14 protein-coding genes are annotated in these 17,413 nt (G+C 71.0%); 7 read left to right on the top strand and 7 right to left on the bottom strand.

Annotated elements, in window-relative coordinates:
* Nucleotides 1–49: 49 nt before the first annotated feature.
* Nucleotides 50–1,252 carry a LuxR family transcriptional regulator gene (locus QRX60_RS29380; protein ID WP_285994663.1) on the bottom strand — a complete coding sequence of 401 codons (1,203 nt, stop codon included), beginning with the start codon at nt 1,250–1,252 and terminating at the stop codon, nt 50–52.
* Between the two features lie 690 nt (nt 1,253–1,942).
* Here QRX60_RS29380 and QRX60_RS29375 point away from each other — a divergent pair.
* Both QRX60_RS29375 and QRX60_RS29370 read left to right on the top strand, forming a co-directional pair.
* A complete protein-coding gene (locus tag QRX60_RS29375; protein WP_285994662.1) occupies nt 1,943–5,056 on the top strand; it encodes a BTAD domain-containing putative transcriptional regulator in 3,114 nt (1,037 codons plus the stop codon).
* Nucleotides 5,053–8,691: a BTAD domain-containing putative transcriptional regulator gene (locus tag QRX60_RS29370; RefSeq protein WP_285994661.1), complete on the top strand. Its 3,639-nt coding sequence runs from the start codon at nt 5,053–5,055 to the stop codon at nt 8,689–8,691. The genes QRX60_RS29375 and QRX60_RS29370 overlap by 4 nt, the downstream gene beginning before the upstream one ends.
* A 278-nt stretch (nt 8,692–8,969) precedes the next feature.
* Here the strand turns inward: QRX60_RS29370 and QRX60_RS29365 are convergent, their stop codons facing one another.
* Both QRX60_RS29365 and QRX60_RS29360 read right to left on the bottom strand, forming a co-directional pair.
* Nucleotides 8,970–9,593 carry a helix-turn-helix transcriptional regulator gene (locus tag QRX60_RS29365; RefSeq protein WP_285994660.1) on the bottom strand — a complete coding sequence of 208 codons (624 nt, stop codon included), beginning with the start codon at nt 9,591–9,593 and terminating at the stop codon, nt 8,970–8,972.
* 137 nt (nt 9,594–9,730) lie between these two features.
* Nucleotides 9,731–10,534: an acetoacetate decarboxylase family protein gene (locus QRX60_RS29360; protein WP_285994659.1), complete on the bottom strand. Its 804-nt coding sequence runs from the start codon at nt 10,532–10,534 to the stop codon at nt 9,731–9,733.
* 266 nt (nt 10,535–10,800) lie between these two features.
* Between QRX60_RS29360 and QRX60_RS29355 the strand changes: the two genes are divergently transcribed.
* Entirely contained in the window at nt 10,801–10,941 is a 141-nt protein-coding gene (locus QRX60_RS29355) for a hypothetical protein (RefSeq protein WP_285994658.1), read from the top strand.
* A 223-nt stretch (nt 10,942–11,164) separates the two neighbouring features.
* Complete coding sequence (locus QRX60_RS29350) at nt 11,165–11,422, top strand: hypothetical protein (protein WP_285994657.1); 258 nt, start codon at nt 11,165–11,167, stop codon at nt 11,420–11,422.
* Between the two features lie 12 nt (nt 11,423–11,434).
* Here QRX60_RS29350 and QRX60_RS29345 read toward each other — a convergent pair whose 3' ends face one another.
* Nucleotides 11,435–12,499 (bottom strand): alcohol dehydrogenase catalytic domain-containing protein, encoded by a 1,065-nt coding sequence (locus QRX60_RS29345; RefSeq protein WP_285994656.1) that lies wholly within the window; start codon nt 12,497–12,499, stop codon nt 11,435–11,437.
* Between the two features lie 294 nt (nt 12,500–12,793).
* On the opposite strand from QRX60_RS29345, the gene QRX60_RS29340 reads away from it, so the two are divergent.
* Together QRX60_RS29340 and QRX60_RS29335 are read left to right on the top strand one after the other, a co-directional pair.
* Nucleotides 12,794–13,246: an SsgA family sporulation/cell division regulator gene (locus tag QRX60_RS29340; RefSeq protein ID WP_285994655.1), complete on the top strand. Its 453-nt coding sequence runs from the start codon at nt 12,794–12,796 to the stop codon at nt 13,244–13,246.
* A gap of 71 nt (nt 13,247–13,317) precedes the next feature.
* On the top strand, nt 13,318–13,917 hold the full coding sequence (locus QRX60_RS29335; RefSeq protein ID WP_285994654.1) for a superoxide dismutase family protein: 600 nt from the start codon (nt 13,318–13,320) through the stop codon (nt 13,915–13,917).
* 169 nt (nt 13,918–14,086) lie between these two features.
* Here QRX60_RS29335 and QRX60_RS29330 read toward each other — a convergent pair whose 3' ends face one another.
* Both QRX60_RS29330 and QRX60_RS29325 read right to left on the bottom strand, forming a co-directional pair.
* A complete protein-coding gene (locus QRX60_RS29330; RefSeq protein ID WP_285994653.1) occupies nt 14,087–14,401 on the bottom strand; it encodes a hypothetical protein in 315 nt (104 codons plus the stop codon).
* A 150-nt stretch (nt 14,402–14,551) separates the two neighbouring features.
* Nucleotides 14,552–15,193: a DUF6879 family protein gene (locus tag QRX60_RS29325; RefSeq protein ID WP_285994652.1), complete on the bottom strand. Its 642-nt coding sequence runs from the start codon at nt 15,191–15,193 to the stop codon at nt 14,552–14,554.
* A 244-nt stretch (nt 15,194–15,437) separates the two neighbouring features.
* Here QRX60_RS29325 and QRX60_RS29320 point away from each other — a divergent pair, with 244 nt between their 5' ends.
* A complete protein-coding gene (locus QRX60_RS29320) occupies nt 15,438–16,112 on the top strand; it encodes a GntR family transcriptional regulator (protein ID WP_285994651.1) in 675 nt (224 codons plus the stop codon).
* A gap of 28 nt (nt 16,113–16,140) precedes the next feature.
* On the opposite strand, the gene QRX60_RS29315 is transcribed toward QRX60_RS29320, so the two are convergent.
* Nucleotides 16,141–17,214: a hypothetical protein gene (locus QRX60_RS29315; protein WP_285994650.1), complete on the bottom strand. Its 1,074-nt coding sequence runs from the start codon at nt 17,212–17,214 to the stop codon at nt 16,141–16,143.
* Nucleotides 17,215–17,413: the final 199 nt, after the last annotated feature.

The raw sequence follows: 17,413 nt of genomic DNA, 5'->3' as shown, positions 1-17,413 counted from the left end.
TACCGCCACCGATCACACCGACGCCGCGACGGACCCCCGGCCGACGCGGTCACTGCGATCTCGATGTGCCGTCCATCAGCTCGCGCCTGCTGGAAATCCGCAACTTCCGGTACACATTGGACAAGTGGAATTCGATCGTGCGAACGGTGAGGTACAGCTTCTCGGCGATCTGCTTGTTGCTGTAGCCGGCGCGCGCGAGCTCGGCGATCTTGGCCTCCTGCGTGGTCAGCGAACTCCGTGGGACGACGTGCGCCACGTCCTGCGACGCGGCCTGGACCTTCGCCGCGAGACGTCCGTGGCCGATCTGCCCCGCCCATCGCCCGGCTCGCTCGAGTTCGCGCCTCGCCGCGGTGACGTCGCCGGCGCGGGCGAGCCGCCGCCCCAGTTCGTGCGCCGCCGCGGCCAGGACGACGCGCGCTTGCGCGACCTCCAGCAGGTCGATCGCGTCGACGAGCAGCCCGGTGGCACCATCGGGCCCTCCGGCGATCGCGCGCACGTACAGCGCCCAGCCGACGTAGGCCGGGGACCCCCACGCCAGCGCGGCTTCCTGTTCCCGCGCCGCCAGGTCGACGGCGCGCTCGGCGCGACCACCGGCCCGCGCGGCGAGGGCGGCCAGCCCCCGGCAGTGCATCACCGCGAAGTGGGCTGACAGCTCGGCGGCCGGGAACCTCAGGCACGCCAGGAAGTCCTCGAGGGCTTCCCGGGGCCGCCCGGCTTCCAGGTGGACCGCGCCACGGGCGGCGAGCAGCAGCGGACGGGTGAACCGAGCGGCCGGCGCCCGGTCGGAGTCGTCCCCGGCGAGCACCGCCTCGGCGTCCGCAACCTCACCGGCCGCGACGAGCGCTTCGGCGAGAAAGGGCACCGCGAGCCGGCGCGCGAACGGGGACGCCTCGGCCGAAGCGAGCGGAGCCAGCGCCTTCCGCGCACCGGCCAGGTCTCCGACGAGCCTCGCGTGCTGCGCCCGCAGCACTGCCACCAGCTCGGCGGCACGACCGTCGCAGGTGCCCTCCAGCCTGCGCAGCCGGGCATCCGCGCTGACCAGCTCTCCGGCACACAGCAATACGGTCACCGCACGCCACAGGCACCGCGCGTGGGCCAGGCAGGCGTCCGCGTCGAGCGCGAAATCGGCCAACCGGACGGCCGTCGACCGGTCGGTTCCGCGCGCCAGCAGGGTGAGCGCCTCTTCCGCCGGACACGAGCCCTCGTGCGGCTCGGGCAGCCCCGGCCAGGTCGTCACAAGTTCCGGCAACACGCGGCCGTTCTCCACACTGCACCACCCCTCGCAAGGTTTTGGCACCTACGGGGGCATCGCCCACTTCAGGCCACCGTACAACCACCGGTAACGAAGCAATTCCCACGCCAGAGGTATCGATCGAGTGACAGACTCCATCAAAATGACCACGACAAGTAGTCGCTTTGCGACACGAATCACCCGGATGCGCAGGATTGAGAATCTCTGAAGACGCGTGGCGCACGGTATTCACGACCACCACGGCGACGGGCCCGCACCGTCGGACCACGCCGCGAGGCTTGCCGCCGGACCCGGCAGGCCCCGCGCACGCCGCCCGCCGACCCCCCGCACCGAACGGAGCACCGAGCAAGACCGTCCCCTCGGTGACATCGATACTTTGAGTGATGACTTATGGACAGAAAGTGAAATCGCCAGAGCGGCCACCACCCTGTTGGACTTTCGCCGACCACTCGTGGACACCCCCGGCGGCACGCTCACCTGGAGGACGACATGGATTTCCGCCCCTCCACCGCCACTCCTGGGGACAAACCACAGTATCTCGCCAGGGATGCCCCGTACCCCGCGTAGTCGACCGATCATGGAAAACACCCATTACTAGCCGCTTCGGGTGAACCACTTACCCACTACACCCGAGACAGAATCCCCACCGATGACTACGCTCGGTAATTTTACCGCTGTACCGCGGAGGCGATGATGCGGTTGAAGCTCGAACTCTTCGGCCCGGTCCGCGCCTGGCGTGGAGGCCAGGAGATGGCGCTCGGTTCGGCGCAGCGCAGGGCTCTGCTCGCCATCCTGGCCCTCAAGGCGAACCAGGTCATCACTCGTTCGGAATTGATCGACGCCGTTTGGGGTGAAAAGGCGCCGGCCAGTGCCAGCGGCAGCATCTACACGTACGTCTCTTCCCTCCGCTCGGCACTCGACCCGGAGCGAACCCACGGTGGGGCCGCCGAGGTGCTGACCTCCAGCGGGCCCGGTTACTGCCTCCGGGTGGACGCGGAATCGATCGACGTCGTCCGGTTCGAACGCCTTCGCGAACGGGCTCGGTTGTGCCAGCGCGCGAATGATTTCCCGGGAGCCCTCGCGGCGCTGGAGAGCGCCCTGAGCCTCGGCGAGGACGAGCCGCTGGCCGGTCTGCCCGGTCCCTACGCCGCGGCTCAGCGTGAGCGCCTGCGGGAACTGCGCCTCGAGCTCGTCGAGCGACGAGCCAAGATCATGCTCGACATGGGAGAGCACCAGCAGGTGCTGGCCGAGCTGCGCCCGTTCGCCGCGGAACACCGGATGCGGGACGGACTGCAGAGCCTCCACCTGCTCGCGCTGTACCGATGCGGGTACCGCGACGAAGGGGTGCAGCTGTTCGAGCGGCTGCGTGCCGACACCGTCGACGAACTCGGCATCGAGCCGGGGAGCGAACTCACCCTGCGCTACGAACAGATCAAGGCCGACGATCCGGCCCTCTGGCGAGGGTTGGCCAATGCTTCGCGTACGTCGGCCGCCGTGCAGCCGCCCTCGGCGGCCGACGACGCCGGGTCGTTCGTCGGCCGCAGCTGCGAACTGCGGTCGCTCCGGTCGGCGCTCAGCGGGCTCGCCACCGGCCGCGGGACCTCCGTGTTGCTCGAAGGCGAACCCGGCATCGGCAAGTCGGCTCTGATCTCCGCCGGGCTCGCCACCGCGACCGGGTGCACCGTCGCCGTCGCCGGCGCGGACGAGCTGACCCGGCACGTTCCGCTGCAAGTGCTGCTGGACCGCCTGGACGTCACGACGAACTCGGCCGACCCGCGCCGGAGCGCGGTGGCGAGGGAGATCCGGCGGCTTTCCCTCGACGAGCCGCCGGGCATCGCCGCCGCGGTGGACCTGGTCGTCGGGCTCGTCGGGACACTGTGCCGCGAACGTCCGCTCGTCCTCGTGCTCGACGACCTGCAGTGGGCGGACGACGCCGGCCTCGAGCTCTGGCGCCGGCTCGCGGCCGACTGCGCCGGGTCCCCACTGGTGCTGATCGGGGTGTGCCGGCCGGTGCCCGGGCGGCACCGGCTCAACGATCTGCGCCGCGAGCTCGCGGCCGGCGGCACGCTCGTCCACGTCCTGAAGCCGCTTCCCGACGCGGAGGTCCGGGACCTCGTTGCCGCGCTCACCGGTGCCGAGCCGGGGCCCGCGCTCCTCGAACTCACGCGGACCGCGGCCGGGAACCCCCTCCTCGTCCGCGAGATCATCCGTGCCCTCGCCGGGAACGAAGCGCCGGAGCCCGCGGCCCCGGGAGCCCGGCCGGCCATCCCCCCGGCGGTGCTCGAGGTCATCGGCCGCTGGCTCGGCATCCTCTCCGCCGCCGCGGCGGAAGTGCTCCGCTGGGCAGCCTTGCTGGACCGGTACTTCACCCGCGGCGAGCTCGCCGCGGCGCTGGGCCGCCCGGCCGACGAGCTCGACGACGTCCTGAGCGAAGTCGTGGCTCTCGGCCTCGTGGTCCGCGCGCGGGGCAAGCTCACCATGCGGCACCCCGCAGTCCGCGAGGCGCTCTACGCCCGGACTCCTGCGGCGATCCGCCTCGCGCTGCACCGGCAGCTCGCCGAAGCACTCGCCGAGGCGGACGCCCCCGTGGAAAGCGTGGCTTTCCACCTGCTCGCTGCCCCCCTCCCGGTGGACAGGTGGCAGTGCGAGTGGCTGACGCGGGAGATCTACCCCCTGGCGGCGCGTTCGCCCCTGTCGGCGATGCGGCTGCTCCGGCGGGTGAACACCGCCACCACCGTCCCGGCCGCCCTCCGCGAGGGCTTCGCGATCGCCACGGCGCGGACCACGCTCTGGCTCGAGCGCGACCTCGCCGCCGGGGCCGGCATGCTCGCGACCCGGACGAAGGACGCCGCCGTGGTCGCCGAGATGCGCTGGCTCCTCGCCTACGCGCGCCTGGTGTGCGGCGACGTGGACCTGGCGGCGAAAGGCATCAAGGAGGCCCTGCGCGATCCGGCGATCCCGGCGAACTGGCGCGGCATGCACGAGGCTCTGCTGTCCCGGACGCGAGTCGGCTGGTGGCCCGTCTGCACGTCCGCTCCGGACCAACCGGTCGCACCGATCCCGGCCCAACGGACCACTCCCGGCCTCAGCACGGTCGACGCGTTCTGGCTGGGCCGCTGGGAAGCCTGCCTGACCGAGCTGACCCAGCGGCTGCACGGCGGTCCGACGCTCGTGAAGCACACTCTCGGCCGCCCGACGGCCCTGCGGCGGCTCAGCGGCGTCGCCGCGGTGATCGCGGCCCACCGGGGCCGGGCGGACGACGCCCGGGCGCACCTGATGTCCGTCTGGTCCTTGGCGCCCGCCGGGGAGTTCGGCGCGGACGGAACGGACTTCATCCTCGCCGCCAACGCCTTGCTCGCCGAGCTGCAGGGGCAGCCGGAGCTCGCCTTGAGCCTGCTTTCGAGCATGCTGGAGGTCGAGGATCCGGTGGTCTGCCCGTGGATGCCCGACCTCGTCCGCCTCGCGATCGACCTGGGCGAGCACGACCGGGCCAAACTGGCGACGCTGCTGTGTGAGCGCACCCCCGATCAGGAAACCGCCGCCCTCCGGTGCCGGGCACTGCTCGATGCCGACCCCGTCGCGGCGCTCACCGCCGCAGCCCGGGCGCGCGAGTCGGGCAACCGGTTCGGGGAGGCACAGGCGATGGAGGACGCCGCCAAGCTCTTCGCCGACGACGGCAAGCCGGTCAAGGCCGAGGCGGCCCTGCACGCGGCGCTGAACGCCTACGCCGAGCTGGGCGCCGTGCTGGACGCCGAGCGGGCCGAACGGCGGATCCGGCCAGAGCACCACCGGACGCGCCGATGACCGAGCAACGGCTGCGGGTCGAAGTGCTCGGCTCCCTGCGTGCCTGGCTCGGTGACGACGAACTCGCGCTCGGGCCCGCCCGCCAGCGAGCGGTCTTCGCCGCGCTGGCGACCGGGGCCGTGACGCGGCCGATCAGCCGGGCCGAGCTGATCCGCGGCGTGTGGGGCGAGGCCGCCCCCGCGAGTGCGAAGGGCAGCGTCCACACCTACATCTCCGGGCTGCGGCGGATCCTGGAGCCGGACCGGGCCCGCTGGTCGACCGGCGGCCTCCTCCTGTCGGACGCGGCGGGCTACCGCCTCCGGCTCGACGGCGAAGCTCTCGATCTGCAGGTGTTCACCCGGCTGCGCGAAACGGCCCAGTCGCTCTGGCAGAACGGCGACGCCGCCGGCACGGTCGAAACGCTGGACCGCGCGCTGGACCTGTGGCGCGGAGAAGCCCTGTCGGGCGTTCCCGGGCCGTACGCCGGATCCCTCCGGGCGAACCTGGCCGAACAGCGGGTCCTCGCCCTCGAGCTGCGCGCGGACGCCCTGCTGGACCGGGGTTCCCACGAAGATCTCGTCCCGGAACTGACCGTGCTGGTGCGGGAGCACCCGCTGCGCGAACCGTTGTGGCGGCTGCTGATGACCGCCCTGCACCGCAGCGGCCGGACCACCGAGGCCCTGGACACCTTCCGCAGCGCCCGCGAAGTCCTGCGCAACGAACTGGGCGTCGCCCCCGGCCCGGAACTCACCCGAGTGCACCAGCAGATCCTGACGAACGACCCGGCCGTCGCCCCGCCGGCTCCCGAACACGCCGACCCGCTCCTGCACGTACTGCCCGGGCAGGTCGCCCACGCCATCGCCGGCCACCGGGACCGGCCGTCCGCCTGCCGCGGGCGCGAACACGAGATCGGCCGGCTCCGGCAGCTGGCCGACGCAGTCCTGAAGGGGTCCGGCCGGACGGTCTGGATCGAAGGTGAGCCCGGTATCGGGAAGTCGGAGCTGCTCACCTCCGCACTGGCGGACGTCGTCGGCGGCGGGTGCCACGTCGCCTGGGGCGCCGCCGGCGAGCTGGGACAGTCGTTCCCGCTGCAGGTGATCACCGAGTGCCTCGGACTCGGTACCGACGAGCCGTCGGCGGTGGCCGCCGACGTCGACCCGGTGGCCGCGACCGCGGATCGAGTGCTCGCGTACGTCGATCGGCTCTGCGGGTCTGCACCTCTCGTGGTGGTCGTCGACGACCTCCAGTGGGCGGACGAGGCCAGCGTGCTGATCTGGAACCGGCTTTCCGCCGCCGCGCGTCAGCTCCCGCTGCTGCTGATCGCGACGTCCCGGCCGGCCCACCGCCGGCAGGACCTCGCCCGGGTGCGCCGCGCGGCGGAGCTGCGCGGTCTGGAGCTGATCACGCTGGGCCCCCTGCTCCCCGCCGATGCCGAGGCCCTGATCGAAGACGTCGTCGGGGGACGTCCGGACGAGGAATTGCGGTCACTGGTCGACAAGACCGCGGGCAATCCCCTCTACCTCCGCGAGGTGACAGCGGCGCTGGTGCGCGAGGACTCCGTCGAGATCGTCGACGGCATCGCGAAGGTGCGTGAAGGCGCGGAACTGGCCGTGCCCGAGTCTCTGTTCGGTGCGGTGGCCCGGACGCTGGCTCAGCTGGACGAGCTCACCCGGGAAGCGGTGCGCCGGGCCGCGGTGCTGGGCATGGAGTTCGGGCTGACGCAGGTGGCGGCCACGATGGGCGTGATGCCGTCGGCGTTGCTCGGCGCGTTCGACGAGGTGATGGCGATGGGGATCGTCGTCGACGCAGGGACGCACCTCGCGTTCCGCCACCCCCTGCTCCGGTGGACGCTGTACAACGAGATCGCCGGGACCGTGCGGGCCGCGTGGCACCGGCGTGCCGCCGAGGCTCTGGCGGACACCGGGGCGGGGGTCGAGCACGTCGCCCAGCAGCTCGTCGCCGTCCCCGCGGTGGTGGACGACTGGGTGATCGACTGGCTGGCCGATCATCACGTGTCCCTGTCGACCCGCGCCCCCTCTATCGCCGCCGTGCTGTTGCGGCGGGTGCTGGACGTGTGCGGCACCGGCGACCCGCGCCGGGAAGTGCTGCTGGCCGCGAACGTCCTCGTGGTGTTCGGGCTCGGCCAGGAACCGCTCGAATCCGCGAAAGAAGCCATGGTCCTCAGCCGGGACCCCGCCCGGGCTGCCGAAATGCGGCACATCGCGGCGGCGATCACGCACCGCCGCGGCGACACCGAGGGGGCGATCGCCCTGCTGGCGGGCAACGATTCGCCGGAAACCCCGCCTCTGTGGCGCGAACGGCGGCGCTCGCTCCTGGCGAACTTCAGCCGGGGCAGCCTCGACGATCTCGGCCGCGCCGCGCGGAGGGCCCGGCGCACCTATCGCGCCGCGGTGGCGGCCGGAGAGCCGTATCCGATCGCCCACGCCCTCCAGACCCTCTGGCTCATCAAGTCGATCGAACGGGACCACGGCGCCGCGTTGCGCCACATCGACCACGCGGTCGAAGCCGTCGAGGGTCGCGCCGACCAGGCGGGCCTGTACTTCGACCTCCTCGACAACAAGATGTTCACCCTCCAGAACCTCGACCGCATGGAGGAAGCGCAGGAGACGCTCCGCACCGCCTGGCGGGCGGCCTCGGCGTATTCGCGGCCACACGGGCTCCAGGTCTCCTCGGCCGTCCACGACTACTGGACCGGCAGCTGGGACGACGCGCTGGTGGAGCTGGACAGCGTGACCGAGGACGGTCCGGCGATCACGTTCCACGGACTCCGGGAGCCCGGCCCGGCCGCCCTGTTGCTCCACGGGCTCGCCGGGCTGATCCACGGCCGTCGTGGGGAGGCCGAGCAAGCGGCCGCGCACCTCCTCGCCGCCGAAGAGCGCCTCGCCGTCACCGACGCCGAGCGGGAGAACTGCGACTTCCTGCTCGTCGCCCGTTCTCTGCGGGCCGAGCAGCAAGGCAAGCCGGAACAGGCCATCGACGTGCTGGCGCCGATCATGGATCCGGCCTACGCGCGGATGATGCTTCGCCACCAATGGCTGCCGAGACTGGGCCGCCTGGCGCGGGAGCACGGGCGGGCGGACATCGCGGCCCAGGCCCTGGACGTCTGCCGCGAGGAAGCCGGCAAGGAGATCGTACCGGCGCGGGCGACCGCCGCCGCGCAGTGGTGCGAGGCGCTCGTCTCCGGGGATCCGGAACCCCTGCTGCAGGCGATCGCGCACTACGGCAAGGTGGGGCGCGTCGTGGAAATGGCGTCGGCCCTGGCCGACGTCGCCCTCCTCCTGGCCGAAGCGGGGCGCCGCGAAGACGCGCAGACCGCGGTGGACGACGCGGTCGCGCACCTGAACGGACTGGGCGCGGCCTGGGATGTGCGGCACCTCGGCATCCGGATGCGGAAGTTCGGCATCGCGTCCGGTGAAGCCGAAGCGCGGCATTCGACGAGCGGCTGGTCGTCGTTGTCGCCGATGGAACGGGAGATCGCCGCCTTGGTCGGTCAGGGCCGCTCCAACCCGGAGATCGCCGCCGCGCTGGCCATTCCCCGCCGCACGGTGCAGGCGCACGTCACCCGGGTGCTCGCCAAACTGGGCCTGTCGTCGCGCAGTGGCCTCGCGGAGCCGGCGTCGCCGCGATCACGGTGATGGCGGACGGCAGCGCGTCTGCCGGTTCTCGCCGGCCGTGAATTGCCCGCCAAGAGACGCCGCATCTCTCAACGGGCTGGAAAATTCGTGGTCGGTACGCGGCACCGCTCGAGCGTCGCGCGTCCGGGATCTGCTGACAGCGGCCCAGCCCTGTGCGCCAAGGCGGCGTTGGTTGCGTCTGACGCACGGAAGGCCACCTTGGGGCGGAACCGTCGCCGGAGCTTTGGCGGGCGAGCTCCTACTGCCCTCGACCGTCAAACAACTCGCGACGCGCGACACTAGATCACGCCCGCGCGCATGGCGTAGGCGACCGCGTGGGGCCGGTTCCGCAGGTTCAGGCGGTTGGTCAGCCCGTAGACGGTGTTTTTGACCGTGCGCTCGGAGTAACACAGCTTGTCCGCGATCTCGGCGGTGTCGCACCCCTCCGCCATCAACCGGAGCACGTCCACTTCGCGCGGGGTCAGCCCGGCGGAGCCCGGACCGCACGAGGCGGGTGGTTCGGACTGCAGCTGCCGCACGCTGTCGAGCAGCTGTCCGAGCAGTTCGGCGGGCAGCAGGCCCCGTCCGGGCACCACGGACAGCACGGCTTCGACGAGGCTGTCACCCGACGTCCGAGCCCGCGGCAGCACGGCCACCACCCGGCATTCGACGGCAGTCAGGATGTCGTTCTCCCCCAGTTCGCCGGCCAGCAGTACCTTGGGAACGCGTGCCTGGGCACCGTCGCCGCGCAGTTCCGCAACCACCTGCGGGGTCATCCGATCGATGTGGGCGACCAGCACGCCCTGGCCGGCCAGCTCACCCGGCTCGACGACCACCAGTTCGGTGCGGGTCCGCAGGAAGCTCGTGAGTCCCGCGTGCATGATCGGGTCGGCCGTCCACACCGCGACATGTACAGGTTCCACTGTGGTTCCTCCTGCCTCGTACCCCTGGGCGAAGCATTGTGCAGCGGACTTCACGATCTCTAAACGCCCTGGCCGGCCGGGGTACCGGCCGCGGAACGGCGGCACACCGAGCCGACCGTCCGAAGCCGCGAGGAAGTTCAGCTGGCGCGCATCGGGTGGGTGCGCAGCAGGTAGGTCGGTGAGACGAGCCCCACCGGCAGCGGCAGCCGGCCGACCCGCATGTCGACGCGGCGGAAATGCCCCTCCAGCGGCGGGCCGGAAACGATCGTGTCAAGGGGGTCGGTGAAGGAGCCGCCGACCGCCAGTTCCACCTCGGCCGCGCGCAGTTCCCGGGGCTCGTCCGTCGTCTTGAACGTGACGAGGCGGGGCACGGACAGCCCAAGCGTGCCGAGCACGTTGCGGAACGGCTGGTTGAAGATCGGCGGCAGTGAGGACCTCGGACCACCCTTGGTCCCGTGCAGGCGCAGAAGTTCCACGCCGCGCCGGCGCACCGTGGCGTGGACGCTGTCACCGGCCTCTTCCCAGTCGATCTCGGCGATCTTCTTCGGAAAACCGAGCGTTTCGCGCCCACCGATCATGGCGGTGTCGTCGTCGACCACGATCCACGGGCAGTGCGCCGCGCGGAACGGCCCGTGCTTGACGTTGAGGAAGATCGCCGCCTCGCGGTAGACGCTGTTGAAATTCGTCCAAGGGTAATCGGCGACGAACAGAAGCGCGGTCGAGTCCTCCGCCATCCGCACGCCCGCCGGCAGCAGCCGGTCGCACCGGTCCCGGTCCACCGGCACCGTGACCGAAAGGAACTTGGCGTTCCGGTACTTGACCGTCCTGGAGTCCTGCCTCCGCCGGATATCGGCCAGCCCCTCGGCAATTGTGAAGCTCGGCCGAGCTTCCATCGGCGCGACGCCTTCTTCGGACATCCGCACCAGTTGTTCCCTGGCCATCGTTCCTCCCGTGTCTGTACTCCTCGCCCCCACAACTACCGTCCGCAGCGTCACGTTGGGATCGGCGGCGGCGCCGGCTCGTGCGGAGGGGGAAATCCTTCACAGGCGGAGTGGCGGTAAGCCGGTGACCCCGAAGCGATCAGGGACAGCCCAGGCCCGTTCCGGGATTCTGCGGTACGCGACAGTCTTCCCCGGACCAGCGGGACCTTCGCCGGCGTAGACGCTCACCACGGTGGAGCCCGCTGACGCCTGGTGGCCGGCCCGGAATGTTCCCCCACCAATCGGCGAAGGCGACAGTGGACGTCGAGGTGCTGCCCCGCGGTGTCGAGGACGTCCTGCGCCGCGGGGAAAGCGATCTGGGTCCGCCCGCGGAGAGGGCGCGGCAGCCGGCAGAACCGGTGCGGTGACCGGCAGTGGGAAGGAAGCGCCCGCGCGCCAGCCGGGCCGAAGCAGTCCGTCGGCTCCGGCCGGGAGCGCCGGCCGGCGATCGGCGTGGAACGCCGGTTTGCCTCTTGAGGCTCAGGAGCTGCCCGGAAGCCCCCGGTTCGGGGCCGATGACCACGCGACGGCGAACCATGGATGTGCCGGCTCCGCCATCAAGGGGAGCTGCACGAGCTGGAGGAGGACACCATGGACGCCGGCACGCTCAACCGCCGTGAGCACGCCATTCTGCGGGCCGTCGCCGCGGGCCGCGCCGAGCTGCTCATCAGCTGCGCGCCGGACCTGCTGATCGACGGGGGGTGGTGCGATCACACGGCCGTCACCCGGCTCGTCTCGGAGGGCTGGATCCGTCCGGCGCGCCCGGCGGTCGCCGGGGAGCGGGTTCCCGCCCGGCTCACCGAGGGCGCGGCCGAAGCGCTCGGAATCCCGCGCCGGCAGTCGGCCTGAAGCCGGCCCGGTTCAGGGCCGGAGCAGCAGGCGAAGCAGGTTGCCGTCGTATTCCCGCATCCGCTGCAGTCCCTCGGCGACCCGCGACAGCGGCAGGACCGCACTGATCGACGCCGACACGTCGAGGCGGCCGCGCTCCACGAGCTCGACCAGGTCCTCGAGGTGCTTGACCCGGTAACCCGTGTGAGCGACGACAGTCTGGTTGTTGCGCGTGAGGGCGAACTCCGGCCCGGCTTCGTCCACGTCCAGCGAGGTGCCCACCACGACCAGCCGGCCCCGGTCGCCGAGGACGGTGCGCGCTTGGCTGAACGACCGCGCCCTGCCGACGAAATCGAAGGCCACGTCCAGGCCCCGCCCCTTGGTGATCGCCTTGATGTAGGACTCCAGGCGGGTGTTGGCGGGGTCGAGAGCGATGTCCGCCCCTCGCATCAGCGCCAGCTCACGGGCCGCCGGCCGGGTGTCGAGCGCGATGATCGGTGACGCGCCGCAGACCCGGGCCAGCTGGACGAGGTGCGTGCCGAGCCCACCCAGGCCCCACACCCCGACGGCTTCCGCCGGGCGCAGCCGCGCGGTGTCGATCGCGCCATAGGGTGTCGAAACCGCGCCCGAGAGAACCGTGGCCTGCTCCATCGGGAGGGAATCCGGCACGGCGACCAGCGAGGTCGCGGACGTGACCGCGTACTCCGCCCACGCGCCGTCGTAGTGGATCGCCATCATCCGGAGATCGGTGCAGCCATCCGAACCGGCGCCCCCCCGGCAGGTGGCGCACTCGCCGCACGGCCGCCCGGCGGCCATGACCACGCGATCGCCGGGAGCCCAGCGCACCACCCGTTCCCCGACGGCCGCGACCACCCCGGCCGCCTCGTGTCCCGGCGTGTAGACCGGCATCCGGGGCCGGACGACCCCGTCGATCCGGTTCACGTCCGACTTGCAGATACCGCAAGCCACGATCTTGACCACGACCTCGTCGATGTCCGGCGTCGGCGTCGGCACCTCGTCGAGGGTCAGCGTTCCGGCCACCGAGTCGAATCGGACCGCCTGCATGGTGGCCGGCAGCCACCCGTTCTCGTCCCTCATCGCCACAGTCCACTCATACGCGGGCAGCGGGCCGGTCGAGGGCACTGACGCACCGGCGTCGGCCAGGAAGTCGTCTCTCCACCGGTTCCCCCAGTCCCGCTTGCTCGGCGTGCTGCGCTTCGCCCTACCGGAACCGGCGCGGGACGCGTTGAAAACCCAGCGTAGACTACGAGCCCGGCGAACCCGGCAACACCGGACTGCCCCGGCAGTCAACGAGTCTGCCCGAAAGTACCCGGCCGGCGTCGGCGGGGGTCCGTAGAGCGAAAACGAAGTCTGGTCGTCGACAGTCGGTTCATGAACGACGACGCACACTTCCACGCCCGAAAAGACCCGCCATCGGAAGCCGCGGCCTACCGCCACTTCGCCGTTTTCCGGCACCGGCTGCCGAACGGCCGGCACGTTCCGATCGAAGTGGCTCTGCACTACGATTCCGGCGATCCGTTCGCGGTCAAGGCCGTCTTCGAAGTCGGGGCACCGCACGAGATCGCTTGGCTCTTCTCCCGTGAACTGCTGGCTGACGGCCTGTTCACCCCAGCCGGAGAAGGCGACGTCAGAGTCCGCCCGTGCCCGGGCGACCCGGTCTTCGTCCTGATCGAACTGAGCTCGCCGGCCGGTCGCGCGACGTTCACCGCCGACACCGCGGACCTGGCCGGCTTCCTGTACTGCACCTACGACGTCGTCCCGCCGGGAGAGGAACTCTCCCGGGTCGACTTCGACCTCGAGCTGTCCCGGCTCATTCCCGGCTAGGGCTCGCACCCGGCCGATCCGCCAGGTGGTTTTCCGACAGCCGCAAGGAGACCCACTACCGAAGGGGCATCATGAAGACCTCCAGTGCAGTCCTGGGCGCCGTGATCATGTCCGCGCTCGCCGCTTGTTCAGCGGGCTCCGCACGGACAGTCGTCCCTGCCGGCGTGGCAGCCGGTACCACCGCCTGGACGACCCACGGCAGGTTTGCCGCGCCGACCGCGGCCCTTCCGCTTCCGGATCTGCGCACCTACCAGCCGGAGCTCGTCCCGGTAGGCGCGGAAATCACGCTGGTGACGAAACGTTCGGGGGCCGGCGCCAGTCTCACCGTCACCCTGGCGGGCGTCATCCCGAACCGCCTTTACACCGCCCACGTCCACACCGGGGCCTGTGGTGCCGATCCGAGCGGATCCGGTCCGCACTACCAGGAAGAGAAGGACAGCCACCAGCCGTCCGTCGATCCCGCGTTCGCAAACCCGGCCAACGAAGTGTGGCTCGATCTGGTGACGGACGGGGACGGCCGCGGCACCGCGACGGTGACGACAGCCTGGTTCTTCCGGAAGGGCGAGGCGAATTCGCTCGTCCTGCACGCCGCCAAGACTCACACCGAGCCGGGGATGGCGGGGAAGGCGGGCGCCCGTATCGCCTGTGTGACCGAACAATTCGGCCGGTAGCGGCCGGTCGAAGAGGCACCGCAGCATGAAGTTCGCGCATTTGTCGAGACCCCTCGGCCGCCACCGTCGTAGCGTGAGGCATGGTCGCGGACTCCGACATCTCGCCCGTACGCCTTCGCCGGTGCCCGATCAACGGATGCGTTTGGCGCGGCTCGTGCCCCGATCACGATCACGAAATCGAAATCGACGCCGCACTGGGCCGGATGATGCGGCGGCGGCCGTTCGGCGCCGGTCGGAAACAGCGCCGATCTGCCGCGAAATACGCGCAGCAGTACCCGATCGGCTCTGCCGTCGTCGTGACCACCATCGCCGATGGCGAGAACCAGCCGCCGAAGCGGGTCCGGCGACGTCGCATGTTCCGGCCGAATCCCCTGGACGCCGGCCACCGCCCGTCGACGGTGGTCGGGACAACACCTGTCACGGCAGGAATTCCCGCGACGGAGAGCAGGCCGCCCAGCACCGGCGAGCCGATATCCGGGGCCACCGGTCTCGAGGAACTCCGCGACGGGGCAACGGCGCGGTTCCGCCGGCGCCGCGGGATCCGCACTCGGTCCCGGCGGGCCGGATCAAGCCACACGGTCGCGCTCGACGCCGCGGGAAACGGTGCTGAGCGCGACGGTGTCGGCGCCATGGATCAGCTCCGGATCCGGGCTTCGTATTCGGCGAACGGGATCGCCGCTTCCAGCGCACGGTCCCGGTAGGCGCGGAATTCCGCGATGTCGACGTTCACCAGGGGCTCGCGGCCGGTGGCACGTCCGTCCCCGGGTGCGTGGCGAAGCTTGATCACGACCTCGTCGTCGAGGAGGACGAAGTCGTGGTCGGGCAGCCAGTCGGCCGAGACCCGCGCAGTGTCGAGAATCCGGATGTCTTCACCTGCCGCGGCGAAGTGCCGGAAGTAGCCGAAGGAAAACCGAAGGTAGTCCGAGACGGGCGGGATGACCACCTGCACCCGCTGGAGCACCCGGCCCCCGGAGAGTTGCTGCCGCTGCCGGATCAGCCGCGGATCGTCCGACGGGACGCGGTAGCTTCCCTTCGCCTTGAACTCCTCGAACGCCGCCCGCTCACTGTGGATGCCGTACGCCTGAAGCAGCTGGAAGCGAAAACTCGTGCGCTTGAAGGCCATCAAGTCCAAGTACTCCGTGGGCGAGGACAATTCCCTTCCGGCCTCGTGAGTCCCTTCAACCTGGTACATGTGCTTCCTCCGGGTGCTTCGGACGGGTTCCATGGTGACTCCCGTCATTTCTCGATCGTGCCAGCGGCCGGCCGGGACGACCATGGCCGAGCGGGCTACACCAGCCCATCATCGGGCACATTCACCGCCGGCACGGGTGATCACGCCGCTGGCAGCGCGCCGACGGGGTATTCCGCTAGCAGATGTGCCCGAAGGACACGACCGTCACCGCGGGGTTTCGGCGATCAGGGCCTGATGGGGCACTCTTGCCCGGAGCGTTCTCCGGTCTTCGCCGGCCACGCCACGCATCGTGCCGATTTCGACAAGCCGAAGGGACGTGACCGGATCCGTGGGCGCCGTCGACGACGTCATGAGCTACCTGCTCGAGCTGATGAGCGGACAGGCTCCCGGCACTCGCGTACCTTCCGAGCGAGAGCTGGCCCAGCGGCTGGGTATCGCCCGCACCACGGTGCGCACGAGCGTTCAGCACCTGGTGGCGGCCGGGCTCTTGACGCCCCGGCACGGCAGCGGGATGTTCGTCGCCGCGCCGAAGGCGATCACCTATCTCGACGAGCCGGCGGGTGGGCCGGCCGACGACACCGGGCGCCGGCCGTTCGGGTACCTGGTCCTGGACACCAGGGAGGGCACCGCGGGGGCAGAACTCGCGGGCGCGATCCGGGTCGCGGCCGGCGAACACACCACCGAGTTCCGGCGGCTGCTCGTCCACGATTCCGCTCCGGTGGCCATCGAGAGCGCGATCCTTGCGCAGTCGACGATTCCGGACACGACCGGCGCCGCCTTCTTCGACCTGCTCGATCGGGGGCGGACGATCAGCAGTTCCACCATCTCGTGCGAACTGGCCGCCGGTGAGTTTTCCCGCGTCCTCCGGATCCCCGTCGCCCAGCCGCTGCTCGTCGTCGAACGTGTACGACGGCTGCCTCCGGCGGAGACCCCGGTGTACGTCCGCACCTGCTATCGGGCGGACCGGTTGATGCTTAGGCAAAGGTCGGCGACGGGACGCTGAGGTGGCCGGGCCAGGCGGATCAGTCGTCTCAAGCCGGCGAACTCGTCCACACCGGCTCGTTGTCCTGGGACGGCTCCAGGGCCGCCATGGCGCGGCCGAGGGTCACCGTGTCCAGCGGCGACGGCGGTCCGCCGACTTCGCGGATGTGCTCGAGCAGTTCGGGGTCGGGCGCGAGGTGGTGGGTCCGGAGGTAGTAGGTGACCGTGTCCGTCCAGACCCACGTGCCGTCCGTCCGGAAGTTCATCGGCACGACCGAAGCCTGTGCCGGGTCGACGATGTCGGCCATCGTGCCGGTGGTGACGAGCAGTTCGGTGCCCGTCTCCAGGTACTCGACGAGCCGGGCACGCTCGTCCTCGTCGGGGATCTTCGCGTGGTCCGGCGCGAACCGGGGCCCTTCGTCGGGATCGACCTCGTCGAAGACCCTCGCGACCCTGACCTCGACGTCTTCGTGGGGCGACCAGAGCAGTTTGCCGCCCAGCTGGGCGGCCCGCTGGTAGCGGGGCCGCGCCCCGTGCATGGACACGACCTCGACCTGCGGGTCCCGTTCGCCCGCGGCGCTCAGCGTGTCCTGGAACCGCGCGCTCAGCTCGGCCGGCTCGCCGACGTCGTCGGCGTCGTCGTCGACCTCGGCGACGTAGACCACCCGCGGTTCCGGGTAGGGCACCCCACTGGCAGGTCGCCGCACCGCACTCCACAGGCCACGGACACCGGGCTCCTCGATGATCTCGGCAAGGAGGTCCTGCTCCGCGAGCGCGGAGATCAGCATCGCGCCGTCGGCGCCTTCGTCGCCCTCGCCGTCACCCGCACTGCTCCACTCCGGCGAGAACTGCCACAGCAGGGGCGAGCTCTCGGGAATGAGCTCCATCGCGTCGAGCACGGCGGGGTCGAGCCCCTCGGACTCCAGCAGTTCGGCCAGCGCGTCGAGATCGTCCTCGTCGAGCGGCAGCACATTCCGCCTCCCGGCGAACGCCAGGAGCCGGGCGACGTCGGCGCAGCGATCGTCCGCGAGTGTGCTGCGAGCCCGGGTGAGCACGTCATCGGGCAGCCAGCCGGCGACACGGAGGAGGATCTCGTGCAGCTCGGAAGTGAAGGGGTGGCTCATCCAATGCTCCCTGCGGTCGGCCGGCCTACCGGCCCATTCTGGCCGCTCCAGCCGCCGCGACGGGCGCTTACCGGGTGGTACGTGCCCGAAGGGACACTTTTCGCTGGCTTTCGTTCCCGGAGGGCGGCGAGCCGGGGACGGTCCGGCCTCGAGGTCGAAACCCTGGATGTACCAAGCTTCTTCCTTTGCCCGCGGGGCC

This window comes from Amycolatopsis mongoliensis (genome assembly GCF_030285665.1).
In the GTDB taxonomy this organism is placed as follows: Bacteria; Actinomycetota; Actinomycetes; order Mycobacteriales; family Pseudonocardiaceae; genus Amycolatopsis; species Amycolatopsis mongoliensis.
The sequence above is the reverse complement of the archived record's forward strand: the minus strand, read 5'-3'. Positions and strand labels throughout refer to the sequence as shown.